Annotated in this window: 10 protein-coding genes; 5 read left to right on the top strand and 5 right to left on the bottom strand. The window is 68.5% G+C overall.

The window, feature by feature from the left end; genetic code table 11:
* Positions 1 to 30: 30 nt before the first annotated feature.
* Both fxlM and AB0J69_RS54745 read left to right on the top strand, forming a co-directional pair.
* Positions 31 to 2,076, top strand: coding sequence for a methyltransferase, FxLD system (fxlM, locus tag AB0J69_RS54750; RefSeq protein WP_364135843.1), 2,046 nt, complete (start codon positions 31 to 33; stop codon positions 2,074 to 2,076).
* A 19-nt stretch (positions 2,077 to 2,095) separates the two neighbouring features.
* Entirely contained in the window at positions 2,096 to 3,253 is a 1,158-nt protein-coding gene (locus AB0J69_RS54745) for a hypothetical protein (protein WP_364135840.1), read from the top strand.
* A 24-nt stretch (positions 3,254 to 3,277) separates the two neighbouring features.
* On the opposite strand, the gene AB0J69_RS54740 is transcribed toward AB0J69_RS54745, so the two are convergent.
* The 3 genes from AB0J69_RS54740 to AB0J69_RS54730 form a co-directional block, all read right to left on the bottom strand.
* Positions 3,278 to 3,838, bottom strand: a complete 561-nt coding sequence (locus AB0J69_RS54740; protein ID WP_364135838.1) for an NUDIX domain-containing protein — start codon at positions 3,836 to 3,838, stop codon at positions 3,278 to 3,280.
* 1,225 nt (positions 3,839 to 5,063) lie between these two features.
* Positions 5,064 to 6,896, bottom strand: a complete 1,833-nt coding sequence (locus AB0J69_RS54735) for a S9 family peptidase (protein WP_364135837.1) — start codon at positions 6,894 to 6,896, stop codon at positions 5,064 to 5,066.
* Between the two features lie 17 nt (positions 6,897 to 6,913).
* A complete protein-coding gene (locus AB0J69_RS54730; protein WP_364135835.1) occupies positions 6,914 to 7,915 on the bottom strand; it encodes a helix-turn-helix transcriptional regulator in 1,002 nt (333 codons plus the stop codon).
* A gap of 924 nt (positions 7,916 to 8,839) precedes the next feature.
* Here AB0J69_RS54730 and AB0J69_RS54725 point away from each other — a divergent pair.
* Entirely contained in the window at positions 8,840 to 9,928 is a 1,089-nt protein-coding gene (locus AB0J69_RS54725) for a bacterial transcriptional activator domain-containing protein (RefSeq protein ID WP_364135834.1), read from the top strand.
* Between the two features lie 56 nt (positions 9,929 to 9,984).
* On the opposite strand, the gene AB0J69_RS54720 is transcribed toward AB0J69_RS54725, so the two are convergent.
* Entirely contained in the window at positions 9,985 to 10,377 is a 393-nt protein-coding gene (locus AB0J69_RS54720) for a hypothetical protein (RefSeq protein ID WP_364135832.1), read from the bottom strand.
* A 268-nt stretch (positions 10,378 to 10,645) separates the two neighbouring features.
* Between AB0J69_RS54720 and AB0J69_RS54715 the strand changes: the two genes are divergently transcribed.
* The gene (locus AB0J69_RS54715) at positions 10,646 to 12,187 is read left to right on the top strand and encodes an ATP-binding protein (RefSeq protein ID WP_364135830.1); all 1,542 of its coding nucleotides are present in this window, start codon (positions 10,646 to 10,648) and stop codon (positions 12,185 to 12,187) included.
* 684 nt (positions 12,188 to 12,871) lie between these two features.
* Here the strand turns inward: AB0J69_RS54715 and AB0J69_RS54710 are convergent.
* A complete protein-coding gene (locus AB0J69_RS54710; protein WP_364135827.1) occupies positions 12,872 to 13,603 on the bottom strand; it encodes a hypothetical protein in 732 nt (243 codons plus the stop codon).
* Positions 13,604 to 14,018: 415 nt separating this feature from the next.
* On the opposite strand from AB0J69_RS54710, the gene AB0J69_RS54705 reads away from it, so the two are divergent.
* Positions 14,019 to 15,185: a hypothetical protein gene (locus AB0J69_RS54705; RefSeq protein ID WP_364135825.1), complete on the top strand. Its 1,167-nt coding sequence runs from the start codon at positions 14,019 to 14,021 to the stop codon at positions 15,183 to 15,185.
* Positions 15,186 to 15,351 lie beyond the last annotated feature (166 nt).

Below are 15,351 nucleotides of genomic sequence, written 5' to 3'. Positions count from 1 at the left end.
ACCCTATCGAGCAGGAGCAACAGCAACGACATGGACAGCTACGAAGACAATCTCGCCCCACCGGCCGAGCCGGAGTGGTGGCAGGCCACGATCCGCTTCCCCGGCGATTCCGGGGTAAGTCCCGAGGCGGCGGCCAAGCTGTCAGCCGCGCTGACCGGACGGCGCTTCCACTTCCTGCGCAAAGAGGGAGGACTGCGGCTGCGCACGGACCGTCCCGTGGACGCCCTGCTCGACCAGCTCGTCGCCGACAAGGTAGCGGCCGGCTGGGCTGTCGGCATCTACGAGGCCGAGACCGACGCGTTCGGCGGCCCGCAGGGCATGGCCATCGCCCACGCCGTGTTCTGCGCCGACAGCCCCGCCGCGCTGGCCGAGACCGGCAGCCCCGACAGCAGAGAACGGTGCATCCTGCTCCTGTCGTCGATGTACCGGGCAGCCGGGCTCGACCCGTTCGAGGCCGGCGACGTATGGGCGAAGATCGGCGACCTGCGCCCGCCGATCGACCCGCCCGCCGAGGCCCGCCGGGCGGCGGCGATCACCACGATGCGGCGCCTCATGAACGCTGACACCGCCCAGCGGCCCGACCCCGAACCGGGTTGGGTCGAGCGCGTCGCCGCGTTCGAAAACGCCGGACGCCGCCTTGCCCACCTCGCGAGAGGCGGGAACCTGAAGCGCGGTCTGCGCGCCGTCCTCGCCCACCACGCGATCTTCGCGTTCAACCGGAACAACACGCCCGTGGCCGAGCAGGCCGCCGCGGCGTGGCTCGGCTGGCAGGCCGCCTTCGGAGAGACCGAACCGGCGGCCGCCTCTACCAGCCGGACCTCACCAGTACCCCCTACCTCGACCAGGATGGAGACCGCCATCAGCACCCCCGTCGACCCCACCAAGCTGCGCGAGGCCATGGTGGCCAAATACATCGACTCCGGCCACCTGCGCACCCCAGAGATCATCGACGCCTTCCGTACGGTCGAGCGCCACACGTTCATCCCCGACGCCAATGCCGAGGCCGCCTACGTCGACGACGCCGTGCCGATCAAGCACGACACCGGCGGCGAGATGATCTCCTGCATCTCCGCGCCGTCCATCGTCGCCACCCAACTGGAGCAGGTAGGCGCCCGCCCCGGCCACAACATTCTGGAGGCCGGGGCGGCCACCGGCTACAACGCCGCCCTCCTCGGCCACCTGGTCGCCCCGACCGGCCACGTGTGGACGATCGACGTCGACCAGGACCTCGTCGACACCGCCCGCACCCACCTGGCAGCCGCCGGGGCCGGCAACGTGACCGCCGTGCTCGGCGACGGCGCGGCCGGGCTTCCGGAGCACGCCCCGTTCGACCGCATCCAGTTCACCGTGGGCGCCGGCGACATCCCCACCACGGTGCTCGACCAGCTCGCCCCCGACGGCCGCCTGGTCATCCCTATGCGCATCCGCGGCAGCATCTCCCGCAGCTTCGCCCTCGAACGCGACGGCGACACCTGGAAGACCGTGTCCTGTGAGATGGCGACCTTCGTACCGCTGCGCAAGGGCATCTGCGACGACCTCTACACGCGCGTCCAGATCGCCGGGGAAGGCGACGTCCACCTGGAGACCTTCAGCGAGCAGCTCGTCGACCGCGAGGCGATGCGGACGATCCTGGACACTCCCGCTCGCCCCGTCTATACCGGGGTGAAGTTCCGGCAAGGCGACCCGTGGCAGTGGCTGTATCTGTGGCTGGCCTGCGTGCTGCCGAACGGGCTGTCGCGGATGCCCGGCCAGAGGGCCGGGTTCACCCCGCACTTCGCGTGGGGTTCGATGGCCGCGCTCGACGGTGACACCCTGGCCTACCTGACCATCCGCGAAGGACAGGACACCGAGGGACGCCTTTGGGCCATCGGCATCATCGGTCACGGCCCACGCGCCGCCGTCCTGGCCGAGCAGGTCGCCGCCGCGATCGAGGAATGGGACCGCGACTACGGCAACCACGCTCCCGCCCCTGGCTTCCGCATGGCCACCGGCGACAGCCGTGACCAGCTCAAGGCGGCCGACCCGCGCTTCATCATCGACAAGCCCGCGAGCCGGCTCGTCATCGACTGGCCGTAGAAGGGACACCAGCGTCGTGATGGACCCTGCGATCGCCGCCCGCATCCCGCTGGTCTGCCGTACCAAGCCACCCGGCAAACCCTTGGCAGCCCGCATTGCCGATCTCACCGCGCTGACCATCGAACCTGCAGGTGCCGATCACCACGACCTGGTGGCCCGCGCCTGCGGGGTCCTCAACATCTCCGCGCTCATCGCCTCCGACGCCGGACTGCCCGGCCGGGCCGCAGATCTGTGCTGGAAACAGCACAAGATCTTCGCTGAGAGCGGCAGCCTCGACCAGGAGATCGCGGTCATGTCGTTGATGCCGCTGATCAACATTTCCCGGTTGCTGATCCGTGAAGGCGACGGCAAAGCCGCCTACGAGGTGCTCGACCAGCTCTACCGCGCCGCCCAGCAGCGCAGCGCCACCGTGATCCATGGCCACGACGTCAACCTGACGCCCCTGACCCGCAGCTGCGACGACCATCGCGCGGTCTGCACGGAGCTGTGGATAGCCCTGCTCATCGACGGAGCCCGAGCTCTGGCCCAGCAAGGCCGCTGGAGCGAGGCCGCCGAGGCCATGGCCGCCCACCGCGGCATCGGCGAACGCATGCTCGATGGACGCCAACTCAAGATCCTGGCACTGATGGAGCAGGGCCTCCCCGACAAGGCCTGCGCCATGATCGAGGCCACCGTCCCTGCGGAGCCGTGGGAGCACACCGTCGCGGCGCTGTTGCGCATCGCGTGCCGCCCGCCCGGCAGCACCACCCCACCGGACGAACTGGATCACGTTGTCCAGGAGACGCTGGCTCTGATCACCCAAGATGAACCGACGACAGCGGCGTTCCGGGCACGACTCGGCCTGACCGCACGCGACCTGACCGCCGGCCAATGCCCGTCAGATGCCTCCCGCCTTGACGTAGCGCTGGTCGAGGTGGCCACCACCGACGCCTACGCTGCCCGCGACATCCTCGGCCATCAAGGGATGCGCTCCTACATGAATGACCAGCAGCAGCAGAACCTCGGCGCCGTGATCACCGCTGCAGGGCTTGGAGTCAGGCGTCTGCCTGAAGTTCATGAGCACGCTCTGACTGCGGCTGTGGGTCATGCCGAAGATCGGCTGCGGGAACTGCTCAACCAGTGTTCGGCTCGACAAGGGACCGATCACCGACGGCGGAGCCTCGACCGGCGCGGCTAGGCCGGAGACTTTCGACAGGTCTGCTCAGCTGGTCCGGGTCGATACGCTGACCGCTCGCGCGATACGGTGACCGACGAGGCGCTCAGCCGTGGCAAGCGGGTACCAGGCGGCACCTTTCACCTCGGACTCTTGAATGCGCCCTGCGTCCGCATCCGTCGCGAAGGAGTAGCCGATGTCGAGGTGGTAGTGATCAGGTTCGTCCTTCTCCGGTCGGGCCGGGACCCTGCCGTACTCGATGTAAACAGGGGTCTGCGACTCAGACGCCGGGAAGACCTGGCCGGGATCGACACCGGTCTCCTCCGTCAACTCGCGCACTGCTGCGTCAATCAACGTGGTATCGGTCGGTTCGAGGTGACCACCGGGCTGCAACACGATCCCGTACGAGAGGTGCTCAACCAGCAGAATCTTGTCGCCACGGACCAGCAGCGCGCCGACAGTCACGTGCATCCGGAAATTCCGCCGGGAGGAGAAGTCCCCACCTTGAGACAGCAGCTGCACCGGCTCAGATAGCAGCGCGGCCTCGTCCGGGTAGCGCCCGAGGTAGGCAGACAGCGCGCTTGAAATGTCCGCGTCACTGATCGCCACAGGGCACCCCCAAGCCAGCACGAGAGCAGAGTTCGCAGTGACCGATTGCTCGGATGTGAGCGACGAGCATTGGCACAGTCAGCTCCTTGGGGCATATCGTGTACGAAGGCGTTCGCATTGCCGAGCGGCGGAGATTCGTCCAGACGATCGCCGCACCCAGCGCTGGCTGCAGCTCGGTGTGGCGCAGAAGGAGCGCCGTCACCTCGATCAGGACGTCTTCCCTCCTGCGCTGGTCGCTGTGACCACCCCTCTGTGGAGTGGCTGCGCTCGACCGTCCGACCCTGCAGCGTGACACAACCGTCACAGGCTCCGCTCGGCAATACCGAAACTCAACAGCCACCCGAGACAACCTGCAGCACTGTTCGGAACTCGGAGGGTCTGTCCAGGTTCTTCTTTGTACAGTCCCAACTCGGACGCTCGGACGCGGCAGTGTTCAGGAACCTAGGAGACTATGGCACGCCATGTTGCGCACCCGAAACTCCCGCTTGTGAGCGGGGAACATCTCGTCGCACTGCATCTCCAGCAGCGATGGCATCGAGCCGCGTCCAGGCGGCGTCGGGTGCTCGGGACGAGGACGGCTCGGAGCACGCTTCGGCCGAGGCTCCGGTCGGGAAGGTCGATGGTCGGCAGCAGGGGCGGCCAACGCAGGTGGCTGTCGGAGCTCGTGGTGTCCATGCGGCTCATCGACGTGCGTTCGGTTCTTGGCGGCGTGGACACTGCTGGCACCGCCGCTGACCTCATCTGCTTCTGCGATTTTGCGGTGCAAGGAGCTGATGTCGCCGGATGGGACGTTAGACCCGCGCTGCATAAGGCCAGAGGCAGGGACATGATCGCTGGGCACGCCTGCCAGAGCGTCCACGGTGAGAGGCGAAGAGTCCTGCCGGCTACCGAGCACTCCAGCACTGCCCAGGGCTATCGCGGCAGCTGTGACCGCGGCGGCTCCGCCCACCGTCAGCAGAGCCTTGGTGCGGACTCGGCCACGCGGCCGTTGATTCTTAACGGGCATCCCCGGCTCCCCGATGTTCTTGATCGTCACGCTGCGTAGTGTAGCCGTCGCCCCTTCGGGCGGGTCGCGTTTTGGATCTTGCATTGACGAGCCGTGGGATCGACATTCCATGCGGTCTACCAGATGACCCGGATCCTGCGTTGGGCCGCATCCTGGGTAGGCAGAGGGTACGCGTCAGGCGGTCCCTCTTGCGGTTGAGGCCCTGTTTCGGTGGGACTTTCAGCCCACCTGGAGCGCTTCGGGGCGGTCGACGGTGGTGGCAATCAAGTGGGTGTGCAGGAACGCGCTGATGGCTTCGTAGGCGGTCAGTTCGTTGGCGCGGTTGGTGAAGCCGTGGCCCTCGTCGGGATAGATGTCGTAGCGGACCTGGACGCCGCGTTCACGTAGCCGGGCGACGATCTGGTCGGATTCGGCCTGGGGAACGCGTGGGTCATGGGCTCCCTGAAGAACGAACAGGGGAGCGGTGATGTTGTCGGCGTGGGTGACGGGGCTGCGCTGCAGGAGGTGTTCGGCGCGGGTGTCGGGGTCGCCGAGGACGGTGGCGACGAAGGTCTTCCAGGTGGGAGGTGATGCCTTCGCCAGGGTGAGGAGGTTGCTCGGACCACACATGGAGACGCCCGCGGCCCAGGGGTAGGGGAGGCGGGCCAGGCAGGACAGAGCGGCGAAGCCGCCGTAGGAGGAGCCCATGACGGCCAGGCGGTTCGGGTCGGCCCAGTCGAGGGTGTGCAGGTATTGGATGCCGTGGTCCAGGTCGTCGAGGTCGATGCCGCCCCAGTCGCAGTAGATGAGCTTTTGGTGGGCGGTGCCGTAGCCGGTGGATCCGGCGAAGTTGGGAGCCAGAATGGCAATCCCTTGGTGGAGAAGATGCTGGTAGAGGCCAGAGCGGGCGTAGATGGGGCGTTCCTGGGATTCCGGGCCGCCGTGGACGAACAACAGGGCCGGGTGCGGGCCGGGGCCGTCCGGGCGGTAGAGCAGGGCGTGGACGTCGCGTCCGTCGCGGGCCGGGTAGGTGATCAGCTCGGGGGCGACGGGGTCGATGACGTGCAGGGCCGGGGGGCGGGTGTCGGTGAGGTAGCGGAACTCGTGGCGAGCCAGGTCCACGACCGCTATCTCCGCCGGCCTGGCCGCGGAGTTGATCAGGATGACCGCGAAGGAGGCATCAGGCGCCAGGGACAGCGCGGAGATGACGCCGGGCGGGATGGCGGGCAGCGGGATGGGGCTGCCGTCGCGGTCGGCGTGCAGCCGGGAGCTGCCGCCCTCGTTCACGGACCAGATGCGGACGCCCGCGGCGGCGTCGAGGACCTCGACGTCCCAGCTGGGGTGTGCGATCACCTTCAGAGAATGGGCTGCGAGGTCGTAGAAGGCGGCGGCGGTGAACTCGCTCCAGTGGTCGGTGAGTAGGTGGAAGCCGCTGGCGTCCGGCGCCCAGACGCCGGGCTCGAAGACACCCTCGCCCAGGGCGGACGTCAGGCAGACCGGCTCGGCGTCCGGGTCGCTCAGGTCGGTGAGGTAGATGGCGATGTCGGTGTTGGAACGGAACCCGGTCGCCAGCAGATGGCGGCCGTCGGGGGAGAGGCTGACGGCCTCGAAGGCGACCCCGTCAGGGGGCGTGAAGCGGCGCAGTTCGCCGGTCTGCAGGTCGTGGACGATGAGGTCCTGAGCAGCGGGGTCGCGGTCGTTGGCGGTGTAGGCCAGAAGGCGGCCGGTCGGGTCGAACGGCGAGGTGGCCAGGACACGCTGACAGTCCGGACCGGAGCTGACCTCGGTCAGGCCACTCCCATCCGAGGCGACGAGGTAGAGGCGGAACTGCTCGTCTCCGTTCTCGTCGGCGGTGAACACCAGCCGCTCGCCGCAGGGTGTCCAGGCGATCTGGCGGACAGTGCGGTCATCGAAGCCGGCCACGCGACGCGGCTCGCCACCGACGACGGGCACCACCCACAGGTCGTAGTGCCCGGAGACATGGCTGGAATAGGCGACCAACTGGCCGTCCGGGGACAACGCGAGGGTGGGCTGGAAGCGTTGCTGGGGAACAAAGTCCAGGTATTCGGGCATGGCAAGACCTTTCGGGTTCAGTCGATCCAGTTGCGGCGTACGGCTGCGGCTCCGGCGGCGAAGCGGGTCTCCACGCCCAACTGTTCGCGGATGGCGGTCCAGTGCCGCCGCATGGTGTTGACGCTGATGTCCATCCGCCGGGCGATCGCCTCGTCGGACAGTCCCTGATTGAGCAGCTTGAGCACCTGCACCTGCGCGGGCGTGAGGGGTGCGGCGGCCTTCGCGCTGCCAAACGGGATTGCCTTCTCCCAGAGCAGCTCGAAGTACTCCCGTAGTGCTCCGACGATGACGGGGGAGCGCACGAGCAGTGCCCCTCCCATGCCGGTCGGTGTCAGGGGAACAAGGGCGACTGTCTCGTCGGCGAGCTTCATCTTCATCCCGATGCGGGGCAGCAGCCGCGCCTGCTCGCCGGCTTCGACCGCAGCTTCGATCGTCTTGGCGCCGATCGGGTGCTCTGCGCAGCGGGTCTCGTAGATCGCCCGGCATTGCACCTGGCCCTCGAAGACCGGTAGCGGTACGTACCCGGTGGAGTCCTCGACGGGCGCCTCCAGGACGTAGTTGTCCAGCGTGAGCCAGTCGTGCCGCGCGGCGTTGATCAGTGCGTAGGACAGGGAACTGATCTCGTCTCGGTCGGTGACGATGTGCACGAGCCGGTCCATCGCCGAGTTCGAGGATGCCGCGGCTGGCGTCTGGTGGAACTCGCTCAGTCGCTTGTGTCCTGCCAGCAGCCGCTCCTGATCACTGACGAGACGGCGTGAGAGATCCGTCAGGACGCCCTGCAGCGCGAGTTCTGGGGGAGCGGGCACGAGGCGCGGCGGCATCGCGGGGCCGTCCGGCCGGCGATGCGCCATCCCGCGAGCCGTCAGCTCGGTGACGTGCTCCTTGCTTCCCAGCAAGGACGCGGCGTCGTCCTCCGGGCAGCCGCCCTCCGTGAGCAGTATGGAGTACGACACGAAAATCTCATCCGGGACGACGCCTTCCAAAAGGCGCTGCGCTTTGACCTGATCCTGTCCGTCCACCGCCACCTCCGATCAGAGAGTAATGGTGACGACGCTCTCTGTGATGGTCCTTCTCGTCGTGTCGGGTGATGGGTGGTTCCGCGCGATGGTGACTTCTCACGATCGCGTGCTCTGCGCAGGAGGCCCGCTGTCATAGGGGTTCTCGCCGCCCTGGACGCCGCCTCCTCGGTCAGTAGGTGCCGTGGAGGGTTTCACCACCCCTGCTGCGAGGCCTCGCACGGTCTGATCAGTGCGAAGGCTCAAGAGCGGCAGGGAGGCACTATGCGGCGGCAGCTCGTCGGGGACGTGGTGAAGAAGCTGGGCGCAGTGGTTGCGGCGTCGGTGGTGTGGGCCGCGAATTCACCAGCCAGTGCGGTCAATGCAGCGCCTTACTGTCCTGCCGTGGGTCAGGTACCACAGCAGGTGTACGACATTAAGAAGGTGTGCGCGTTGGTGTATGGCGACCTGGTGCAAGGTCGAATGCCAGCCCTTTCGGATCTCCTGAAGTATCTGGCGCGGTCGCAGCGCAATCCGGCATATACCACGCTTACTTCTGAACCGCAGAAGGTGTCGAAGCCGCGCGATGCGATTTCGACGGTAAAGCAGCCTAAGGCCGACCCAGCCCAAGTTCGCAGGCGGGATCCCGAACGGCGACCGTTTGTTCAGAGCAGCGGAGGAACTGGCCGGGCTCGGGTTCTGAACCGAGATCGTCAGACAAGGGCCCACCGTCAGCAACACCCGCACAAGGACGGTAGGAAGCCATCGTCCAAGACGGTTCCCCCATCACCAGCTCCATCGGAAACGCCCTTGGCCTCGACCTCGACACCGTTTCCTATGCCCGCAGCGGGTTCTCCTGCGCCCGATCTGGTTGCGGCGGTTAGACCGCGGGCGCAGTCTCGGTCTGAGGGGATGGGTCCGCTGAGTGGCGCGTTGGCATTCGGGCTCATGCTCATGGTCCTGACGACTGCGCTTATCGGTCGGCTGCGGCCTTGGTCGGCGCAGGCCGGCGCGAGCTCGTTTGCTGCGCGTCTGCCTGGAGGTGCTGCTGGTCCACGCGGTATCGATGGTCGCAACGGAGAGGAAATCGAAGCCTTCCCGGCGGTTGTCCTGTCATCCGCTGGGGTGCAGGCGCCTACGGTCACCTGCGGGATGGCGGAGTCGGTTGCCAAGCGCGACCGCGGTGAGCACTTGGCGGCGACTCCGTCCCAGCCTGACCAGCCCGGCTTTCGCTCGGCGGTTTCAGAGGCTGAGGTGCCCCGCGTCTCAAGCGCTTCGGCCAGGGTGGGGTCGGGTTTCGTAGCGGCGGCGGGTAAGGCGAAGGTCGAGGTGCTGGGGGTTCCGCGGCTGTCGTATGGCGGGGCCGAGGTCTGTTTCGGTCGTGCCGAGGCCCGGGAGTTGTTGGCGCTGCTTGCGGTATCGCGGGACGGGGTTTCGGCGGAGGGGATTGCCGAGACGCTGTGGCTTGGGGAGGTTGCCGGGCGCCGACTGGATTCGGCGGTGCGGGAGATCAACCGGGCGATGCGGCAGGCGGTGGGGTGCGCGGCCGGCGTACGGTTCGTGCTCAAGTCCGGGGAGCGTCGGGTGCTGCCGGCGGCATCGTTCGATGCGGACTTCTGGCGGTTCGAGGACGCGTGCAAGCGGGCCTCGATCGCGGACGAGGATGCTGTGCGGGTGGCGGCTTTGCAAGAGGCGCTGGCCCTGTACCGGGGGCCGCTGCTGGCCGGGCGCGATGATCTGTGGGTGCTCCCGTCGCGGCAGGCCGCTCAGCGGCAGGCAGCGGATGCCGCTGAGCGGATGGCCGAGCTGGTGCGGGCCGATGATCCAGGGCGGGCGGTGGACGTGCTGAGGCTGGCGGTCGAGTGCATCGATCCGTACAGCGAGACGTTGTGGTGTCTGCTGATGTCGGTTCAAGGCGAACTCGGACGCCTGCCCGCGGTACGGCGGTCGTTCGAGTTGTTGAGGGAGCGGCTAGCGGAGATCGACGCGGTGCCGAGTCCGCAGGCCCGGCAGGTGTATGAGCGATTGGTGCGTTAACCAGCCGGTCCTGCGGGCGAGAACGGGCGACGAGGGAGCCCCAGTCCTGCAGGGACTCATCCGTCCGTTCGGCGTAGCGCGTCCTGGTCACGCGGGGCATAGGTGGCCAGCATGGCGGGAGTGAGCAAGCAGACAGGTCGGGTGCTGTAGACACGGGCCAGGAGGCGCAGGGCGTAGAGGGAGGGGCGGCGGCCCGTCGTCGGCCAGTTCTCGTAGTCATAGAGGCGGGATTCGCGCAGTCCCGCTCCGGCGGCGTCGGCGAGCCGGTGGAAGGCGTTGACCGTTTGGGTTGCGGTGAGGCCGGCGGCGTGGCGGTAGAGGCGGAGTGGGGTGGCGGGGTGGTCGAGGGCGAGGATGGCGGCGATCTGGTCGATGGTGAAGCCGTGCTGGCGCAGGTAGCGGCTGCGGCGGCGGCAGTCGAGCAGTGTCTGGTATCCGGTTCCGGACATGTGTCGACGTCCCCTTTCCTGTAGCACGCGGGCGTCGCGTGATCCGGGGAACGGTAGGCGGGCTCTGGGGAGGGACTCCAGTCTCGGCATGGGGTGGTCGATCGGGCGGTCACGGGGGCCGTCGTTGGGTGGGTCGGGGCATGGCCACAGGTCGGGGCGGGGTGGGCGTGGGATCGCGGGTTGGGGATGTGATTCGGGCGGGGAGGTGAGTGATCGTGCTGGTCGCTCCCGGACGTGCCGGGGTCGTGACCGGAAGGGGCCAGCCAGCATGGATAACCGTACGCAGCACTTCTCAGGCGAGCCGAGCCGACTCCTCATGCCGCGGACGCACGGGCAGCTGCGTGGGGAGGAGTTCCCGGATCTGGCACCGGGGCTGGTGATGTCGACCTTCCGCTCCCGGCCGGTGTGGGGCGGGATGGCCTGGCGGCAGGCATTCCCGGGACGCGGCGATCAGTCGGCCCCCGCGCGCCGCATGGTGGGCCGCTTGCTGGCGGACACCGGCCGGAGACACGACGCGGAGTGGGTGACGGCCGAGCTGATCGCCAACGCGCTGCAGCACTCGTGTTCGGGGCAGGCATGGGGGTTCTTCGTGGTGGAGGTGCTGCGCGGCGCGGGCGTGGCCCGGATCGTGGTGTACGACCTGGGCGGGGGTTCAGCTCCGGACTTCTCCCGGACACCGGGTTCGGTGCTGAACCTGGCCGAGCACGGGCGGGGGCTGGCCGGGGTGGCTGCGCTGGCGGTCCGGTTCGGGGTGGCGGGCGATGCGATTACCGGGCATGCGGTGTGGGTCGAGCTGGCCCTCCCCGAGGAGGCGATCGCGGCGGCCTCGGCGGCAGCAGAAGCGGGTGCTTCGGCCCGTGCTGGTGCGGAAGAGTCGGAGCCGGGCGGTGGGTTCGAAGCGATGCCGATGGCCTTTGGGACGCTCACCGAGGCAGCAGGACGCCTCGTTGCCCGTAGCGGCTTGTCGCCGGTGGGCTGTGAAGGAACCGCCAACGAGGAAGCGGGTGGCCGGACGGTGGGGGCGGGTGGAGCGGGCAACGCACTCTGCCCGGATTGCGGGGAAAGCGGTTGTTGGTCTGGCCCCTTCCGGGTGCTTGCGGAGGACGTACGTGGGCAGGCGGCGAGCCAGGTGTCGGCGTTCGGCCAGGAGCCGTGGGCACGGCAGGCGCTGGCCGGGCTGCGCGAGGATTGGCCGGGCTGGGCCTTCCTGGTGGTGCGGTGCCGGTGGATCGCGATGCGCGGCAAGCAGGCGGTGATCAGTGCGGCTGGGCCGCAGGAACTCCGCCAGGCCCTGCCTTCCGTGTCGGTAGAACCGAACGTGACCGGGCTGTTGCCAGGGTGCGGATCGGCTGTACCGGGCCTGGTCGAGGATGAGGCGTCAGAGTCTGGCTCGGTGCTGCCGATGGTGGCCGAGCTGTTGGTGATGGGATCTGATGCGGGGTGGGCGGGGGTGAGCGGGTTGCCGGGATCGGGTTCGACATGTACGGCGGGCATCGGTGGTAGTGGGGGCGCCGGTACGGGGCTGAGTGGCACGACGGCGGTGGTTGCGCCGCCGCCGGGGGCGTTGACCGCCGAACGGTCGGGGACGGGCACGTGGGCGATTGCTGCCGCTGACGTGGCGCGAGCGGGTCGGCGGCCGTACGGGTGGTCGTTGTGGCCGTGGGGCAAGCGTCGGGACCGTTCGTGTTCAGCGGCGCAGGTCGGGAAACAGGCTCGCACGACTGGCCGGGACGAGCCAGGTGGACGTGGCCACCGCCGGGTCCGGTCGAAGCCTGCCGCAGCGATGCTGACCGCTGCTGTTGCCGCCTGAGCGTTGATGTGCCCGCGCGTGATGGGCCGGGCGCGGGCTTGACGCCTGGGGTGCAGGTGGGCGTTCATACCGGTTCGCCCGTCCGGCGGCGAGCGATGCTGGACGACAGGACCGGGAGGGGTTTACTCCGCATCGGGAGCGAGGCGAACCGGCTCCTGCGACGGGACGGAGACGGCCTGTCGGCCTCGGTCATCCGGGCGCGCTATGAAGTTTTGGGCGGTAGCGAGGTTGTGTCAGATGGGGGCAGATCTTCCCACCGGAAATAGGGGTAGCGTTCCCTTGCGCGATTAAGGCCGCTACCCCGCGCAGATGGTGTTTTCGCAGGTCTTACCGGTTTCGGACAGTGCGCTGGGCGGCCCGACTCGTCTAAGGACGAGTCCTTTAAATATGTGTGCGCGTGTGTGAAGAGGCTGACCGTGCTGCTGCTGGCCCCGCTCGCCGGCTCATCTTGTATCCCATGGCTCCTTCGACTGCCAGCCCCCTGGCCGGCTCGCGGCATGGCCGCGAGCCGGCCTGTTTGTGGAGCGTGTGACGGGTGTGGTGTGGGCCGAGGCAGCGTCGGGACGGATGCGGGGGATGGCGCGGTCGGGGTCGCTGACGGTTGGCTGACCGGCCCGGGGACGCCTACGGCCCCGGTGCCGCCGTGGGGCGGTGCCAGGGCCGGTGGGTTGTCCAGGGGCGGGGTTACGCGGTGGCGGGTGTGTAGGTTCCCTCAGGTGTGTTCATGTCGTCCGGCGCGGTGGGGGCGGGGGGATGGATGGCGACGTGGGTGGCGATCAGTTCGGCGACGTCGGCGGGCGGGGTGTCAGCGGGCATGTCGGTGACGGGGCAGGTGCCATCGGGGCCGGTGTGGCCGAGGTAGGTCCATTCGATCGTGAGCGGTGGCGCGGGGGCGGGGGCGTCGGCGGGGGTCAGCGCGATGATCAGTCGGACGAGGTGGTGGTCAGGTGAGCGGTACAGCTGGTTGAAGGTGTCGTGTTGCCGGACTTCGTTGCGGTAGTACCGGTTGCCCTGCATGCGGCGTTGGTAGCCGTGTTGAGTCAGGGCGCGGGTGTAGGGCAGCGTAAGGGGCATGTACGCGGCGATGTCGGCGCGGTCGTGGTAGTAGTCGCCGAGGATGTCGGTCATGTGGGCGGCGATCATGTAGAAGTCGGGCGGTGCGCCCGGCGTGCATGCCGGGCAGGTGGAGGCGTCTTCGCCGGGGTCGCAATCGCCTCCGAGGGTGAACATCTCCTCGTAGGTGCAGATTTCGAGGAGGCTGCCGTCGTCGCCGCGTTCGGGGCGGACGATGACGGGTTGCCCGTGGCGGTCGTCCCACATGATCGCCCATCCGGGGCCGTAGTTGGCTAGCGCGCGGACGTGTCCGGGGCTGACCATGCGGCGGCGGGTGGCGGTGCGGCGGTTGGCGCGTGTCATGCGGTGTGCCTTTCGATTTCCCCGGCGGGTTATTCCGGGTGCCGTGTCGGCGGTGTTTACCGCCTAATTCAATGGACGCTCGATGCCCGTATGTTTGTCAACCGGGATGCGCATTCATCTCACAGATTCTTTCGTATCGCATTCCGGCATTCGGGCATCGTTCGCCGTCGTCCATTGCAATAGGTGAAGAGCTGGACGTGGGTCGAATGTCAAGCTGATCGCGGAAGTTTCTCATGAGGTGTTTTTGCAGATCGGCGGTTGGTTTTGTTAGGGCAGCCTCTCCAGCCGTTGCGGTGACTAAATTTGTTGGCCGGTCGACTTGCTGTCCGCGTTATGGGCGAGGGATGGTCGTGACGCAAACGAAAAACACCGGCCCGGACGGGGTCGGTATAGCGACCGGAAAGGGCGTCACGAAATGGCTATTCACATCGCGGAAATGACCGCTACCGACACCGCCCCCGCTGACGCGGAAACCGCCGTCACCATTCCTTCCGACACCGGGCCTGTGACGGCCCCTGACGGCCCCGACGCCGCAGCCCCGGACACCGACAACACCCCGGACGCGGACGGGCGTGTGGCGGCGGTGTGGGCGGCGCTGAACGCCGAGCCGGGTTCGTCGGCCACGGTGATCGGGGCGGCGGCCGGGCTGAGCCGGATGGTCGCGGGCAAGATCCTCAACCAGCTCGAGACCGAAGGGCAGGCCCGCCGCGAGCCGGGGGTGAACGACGGTCAAACGCGGGGCCGCGCCGCTGACCGATGGTTCCCGATCACGGTCGACACCCCCGTGCCGACCGCTGACGCCTCGGCCTCGACGGATGTCACGCCCGACGAGCCGACCACTTCGGACGCCAACACCGAGAGCGCAGCAGATGAGGAGGTGTTCACCGCCGCCGACCTTCCCCCGGCGGACGAGCTGATCGACGAGGAAGTCCTGACGGGCGAAGAGAACCGCGAACCTGAGGGGCTGAGCGCCGATGGGACGACCGGCGAGGTGCCGGATCGAGCGGATGGCGAATCTGCCTCAGCCTCTAGCTCCGACCCCTCCGAGGCGAAGCCGGTGACCGATGATCCGGCATGGGCATGCGTTCGGGCGGAACTGACCGAGCTGGTGGATCTGTTCAGCGGAGCGATCATGGCCAAGGACCAGGGGAATGCCGTGATGGCGCTGGGGTGCCTGGAAATGGCCATGACGAAGGCCGCCTCGGCGCACCGGAACGCGCGGGCGGTGCTGACCGGCACCACCGCCGCCCCGGCCCGTCCGGCTGCGACCCGTCCGGGTGCCGCAAGCGGCGCGGGTACGGGAAACGGGGTCCGGACGGGTGTGCTGCGGGACATGGTGCACGCGCACCTGCTCGAGTTCCCGGACAAGGACTTCACCCCGTACGAGATCGGGCGGGCGCTGGACCGTTCGTCCGGTGCGGTGGCCAATGCCCTGGACCGGCTGGTCAGCCTCGGGGATGCGGTGCTGTCCTGTGAGCGGCCCCGCCGCTTCGCCCTCGCCCCCACCAGCAACCCCGCTCACGGCGCGTCAGCCGACGCTGACGCCGAAGGCGGCGCGGGGGCCGACAGCTACGACGGTTGAGCCGGGGGCGGGCGGGCCGTCCTGACCGGCCCGCCCGCCGGAACGGACGCCGGGCCGGATCCCTCCACCCACCCCCCCGGGCCCGCCCCCCCCCCCCCCCCCCACATCTGGCCGCCAGCGGCGGCGACGGGGAGGCGCGCGGGGGGCCATACCCGGCGACCGAGGA

Origin of the sequence: Nonomuraea sp. NPDC049709, from assembly GCF_040674815.1 — a bacterium.
Taxonomy (GTDB): domain Bacteria; phylum Actinomycetota; class Actinomycetes; order Streptosporangiales; family Streptosporangiaceae; genus Nonomuraea.
Note: the sequence above shows the minus strand (reverse complement) of the source record. Positions and strands in the feature narration are given on the sequence as shown.

Bases quoted from the DNA above. Each gene is read 5' to 3' on its own strand.
- fxlM (WP_364135843.1), top strand. From the start codon at position 31: ATGGACAGCTACGAAGACAATCTCGCCCCACCGGCCGAGCCGGAGTGG.
- AB0J69_RS54745 (WP_364135840.1), top strand. From the start codon at position 2,096: ATGGACCCTGCGATCGCCGCCCGCATCCCGCTGGTCTGCCGTACCAAG.
- AB0J69_RS54735 (WP_364135837.1), bottom strand. From the start codon at position 6,896: ATGCCCGAATACCTGGACTTTGTTCCCCAGCAACGCTTCCAGCCCACC.
- AB0J69_RS54725 (WP_364135834.1), top strand. From the start codon at position 8,840: ATGCTCATGGTCCTGACGACTGCGCTTATCGGTCGGCTGCGGCCTTGG.
- AB0J69_RS54720 (WP_364135832.1), bottom strand. From the start codon at position 10,377: ATGTCCGGAACCGGATACCAGACACTGCTCGACTGCCGCCGCCGCAGC.
- AB0J69_RS54715 (WP_364135830.1), top strand. From the start codon at position 10,646: ATGGATAACCGTACGCAGCACTTCTCAGGCGAGCCGAGCCGACTCCTC.
- AB0J69_RS54710 (WP_364135827.1), bottom strand. From the start codon at position 13,603: ATGACACGCGCCAACCGCCGCACCGCCACCCGCCGCCGCATGGTCAGC.
- AB0J69_RS54705 (WP_364135825.1), top strand. From the start codon at position 14,019: ATGGCTATTCACATCGCGGAAATGACCGCTACCGACACCGCCCCCGCT.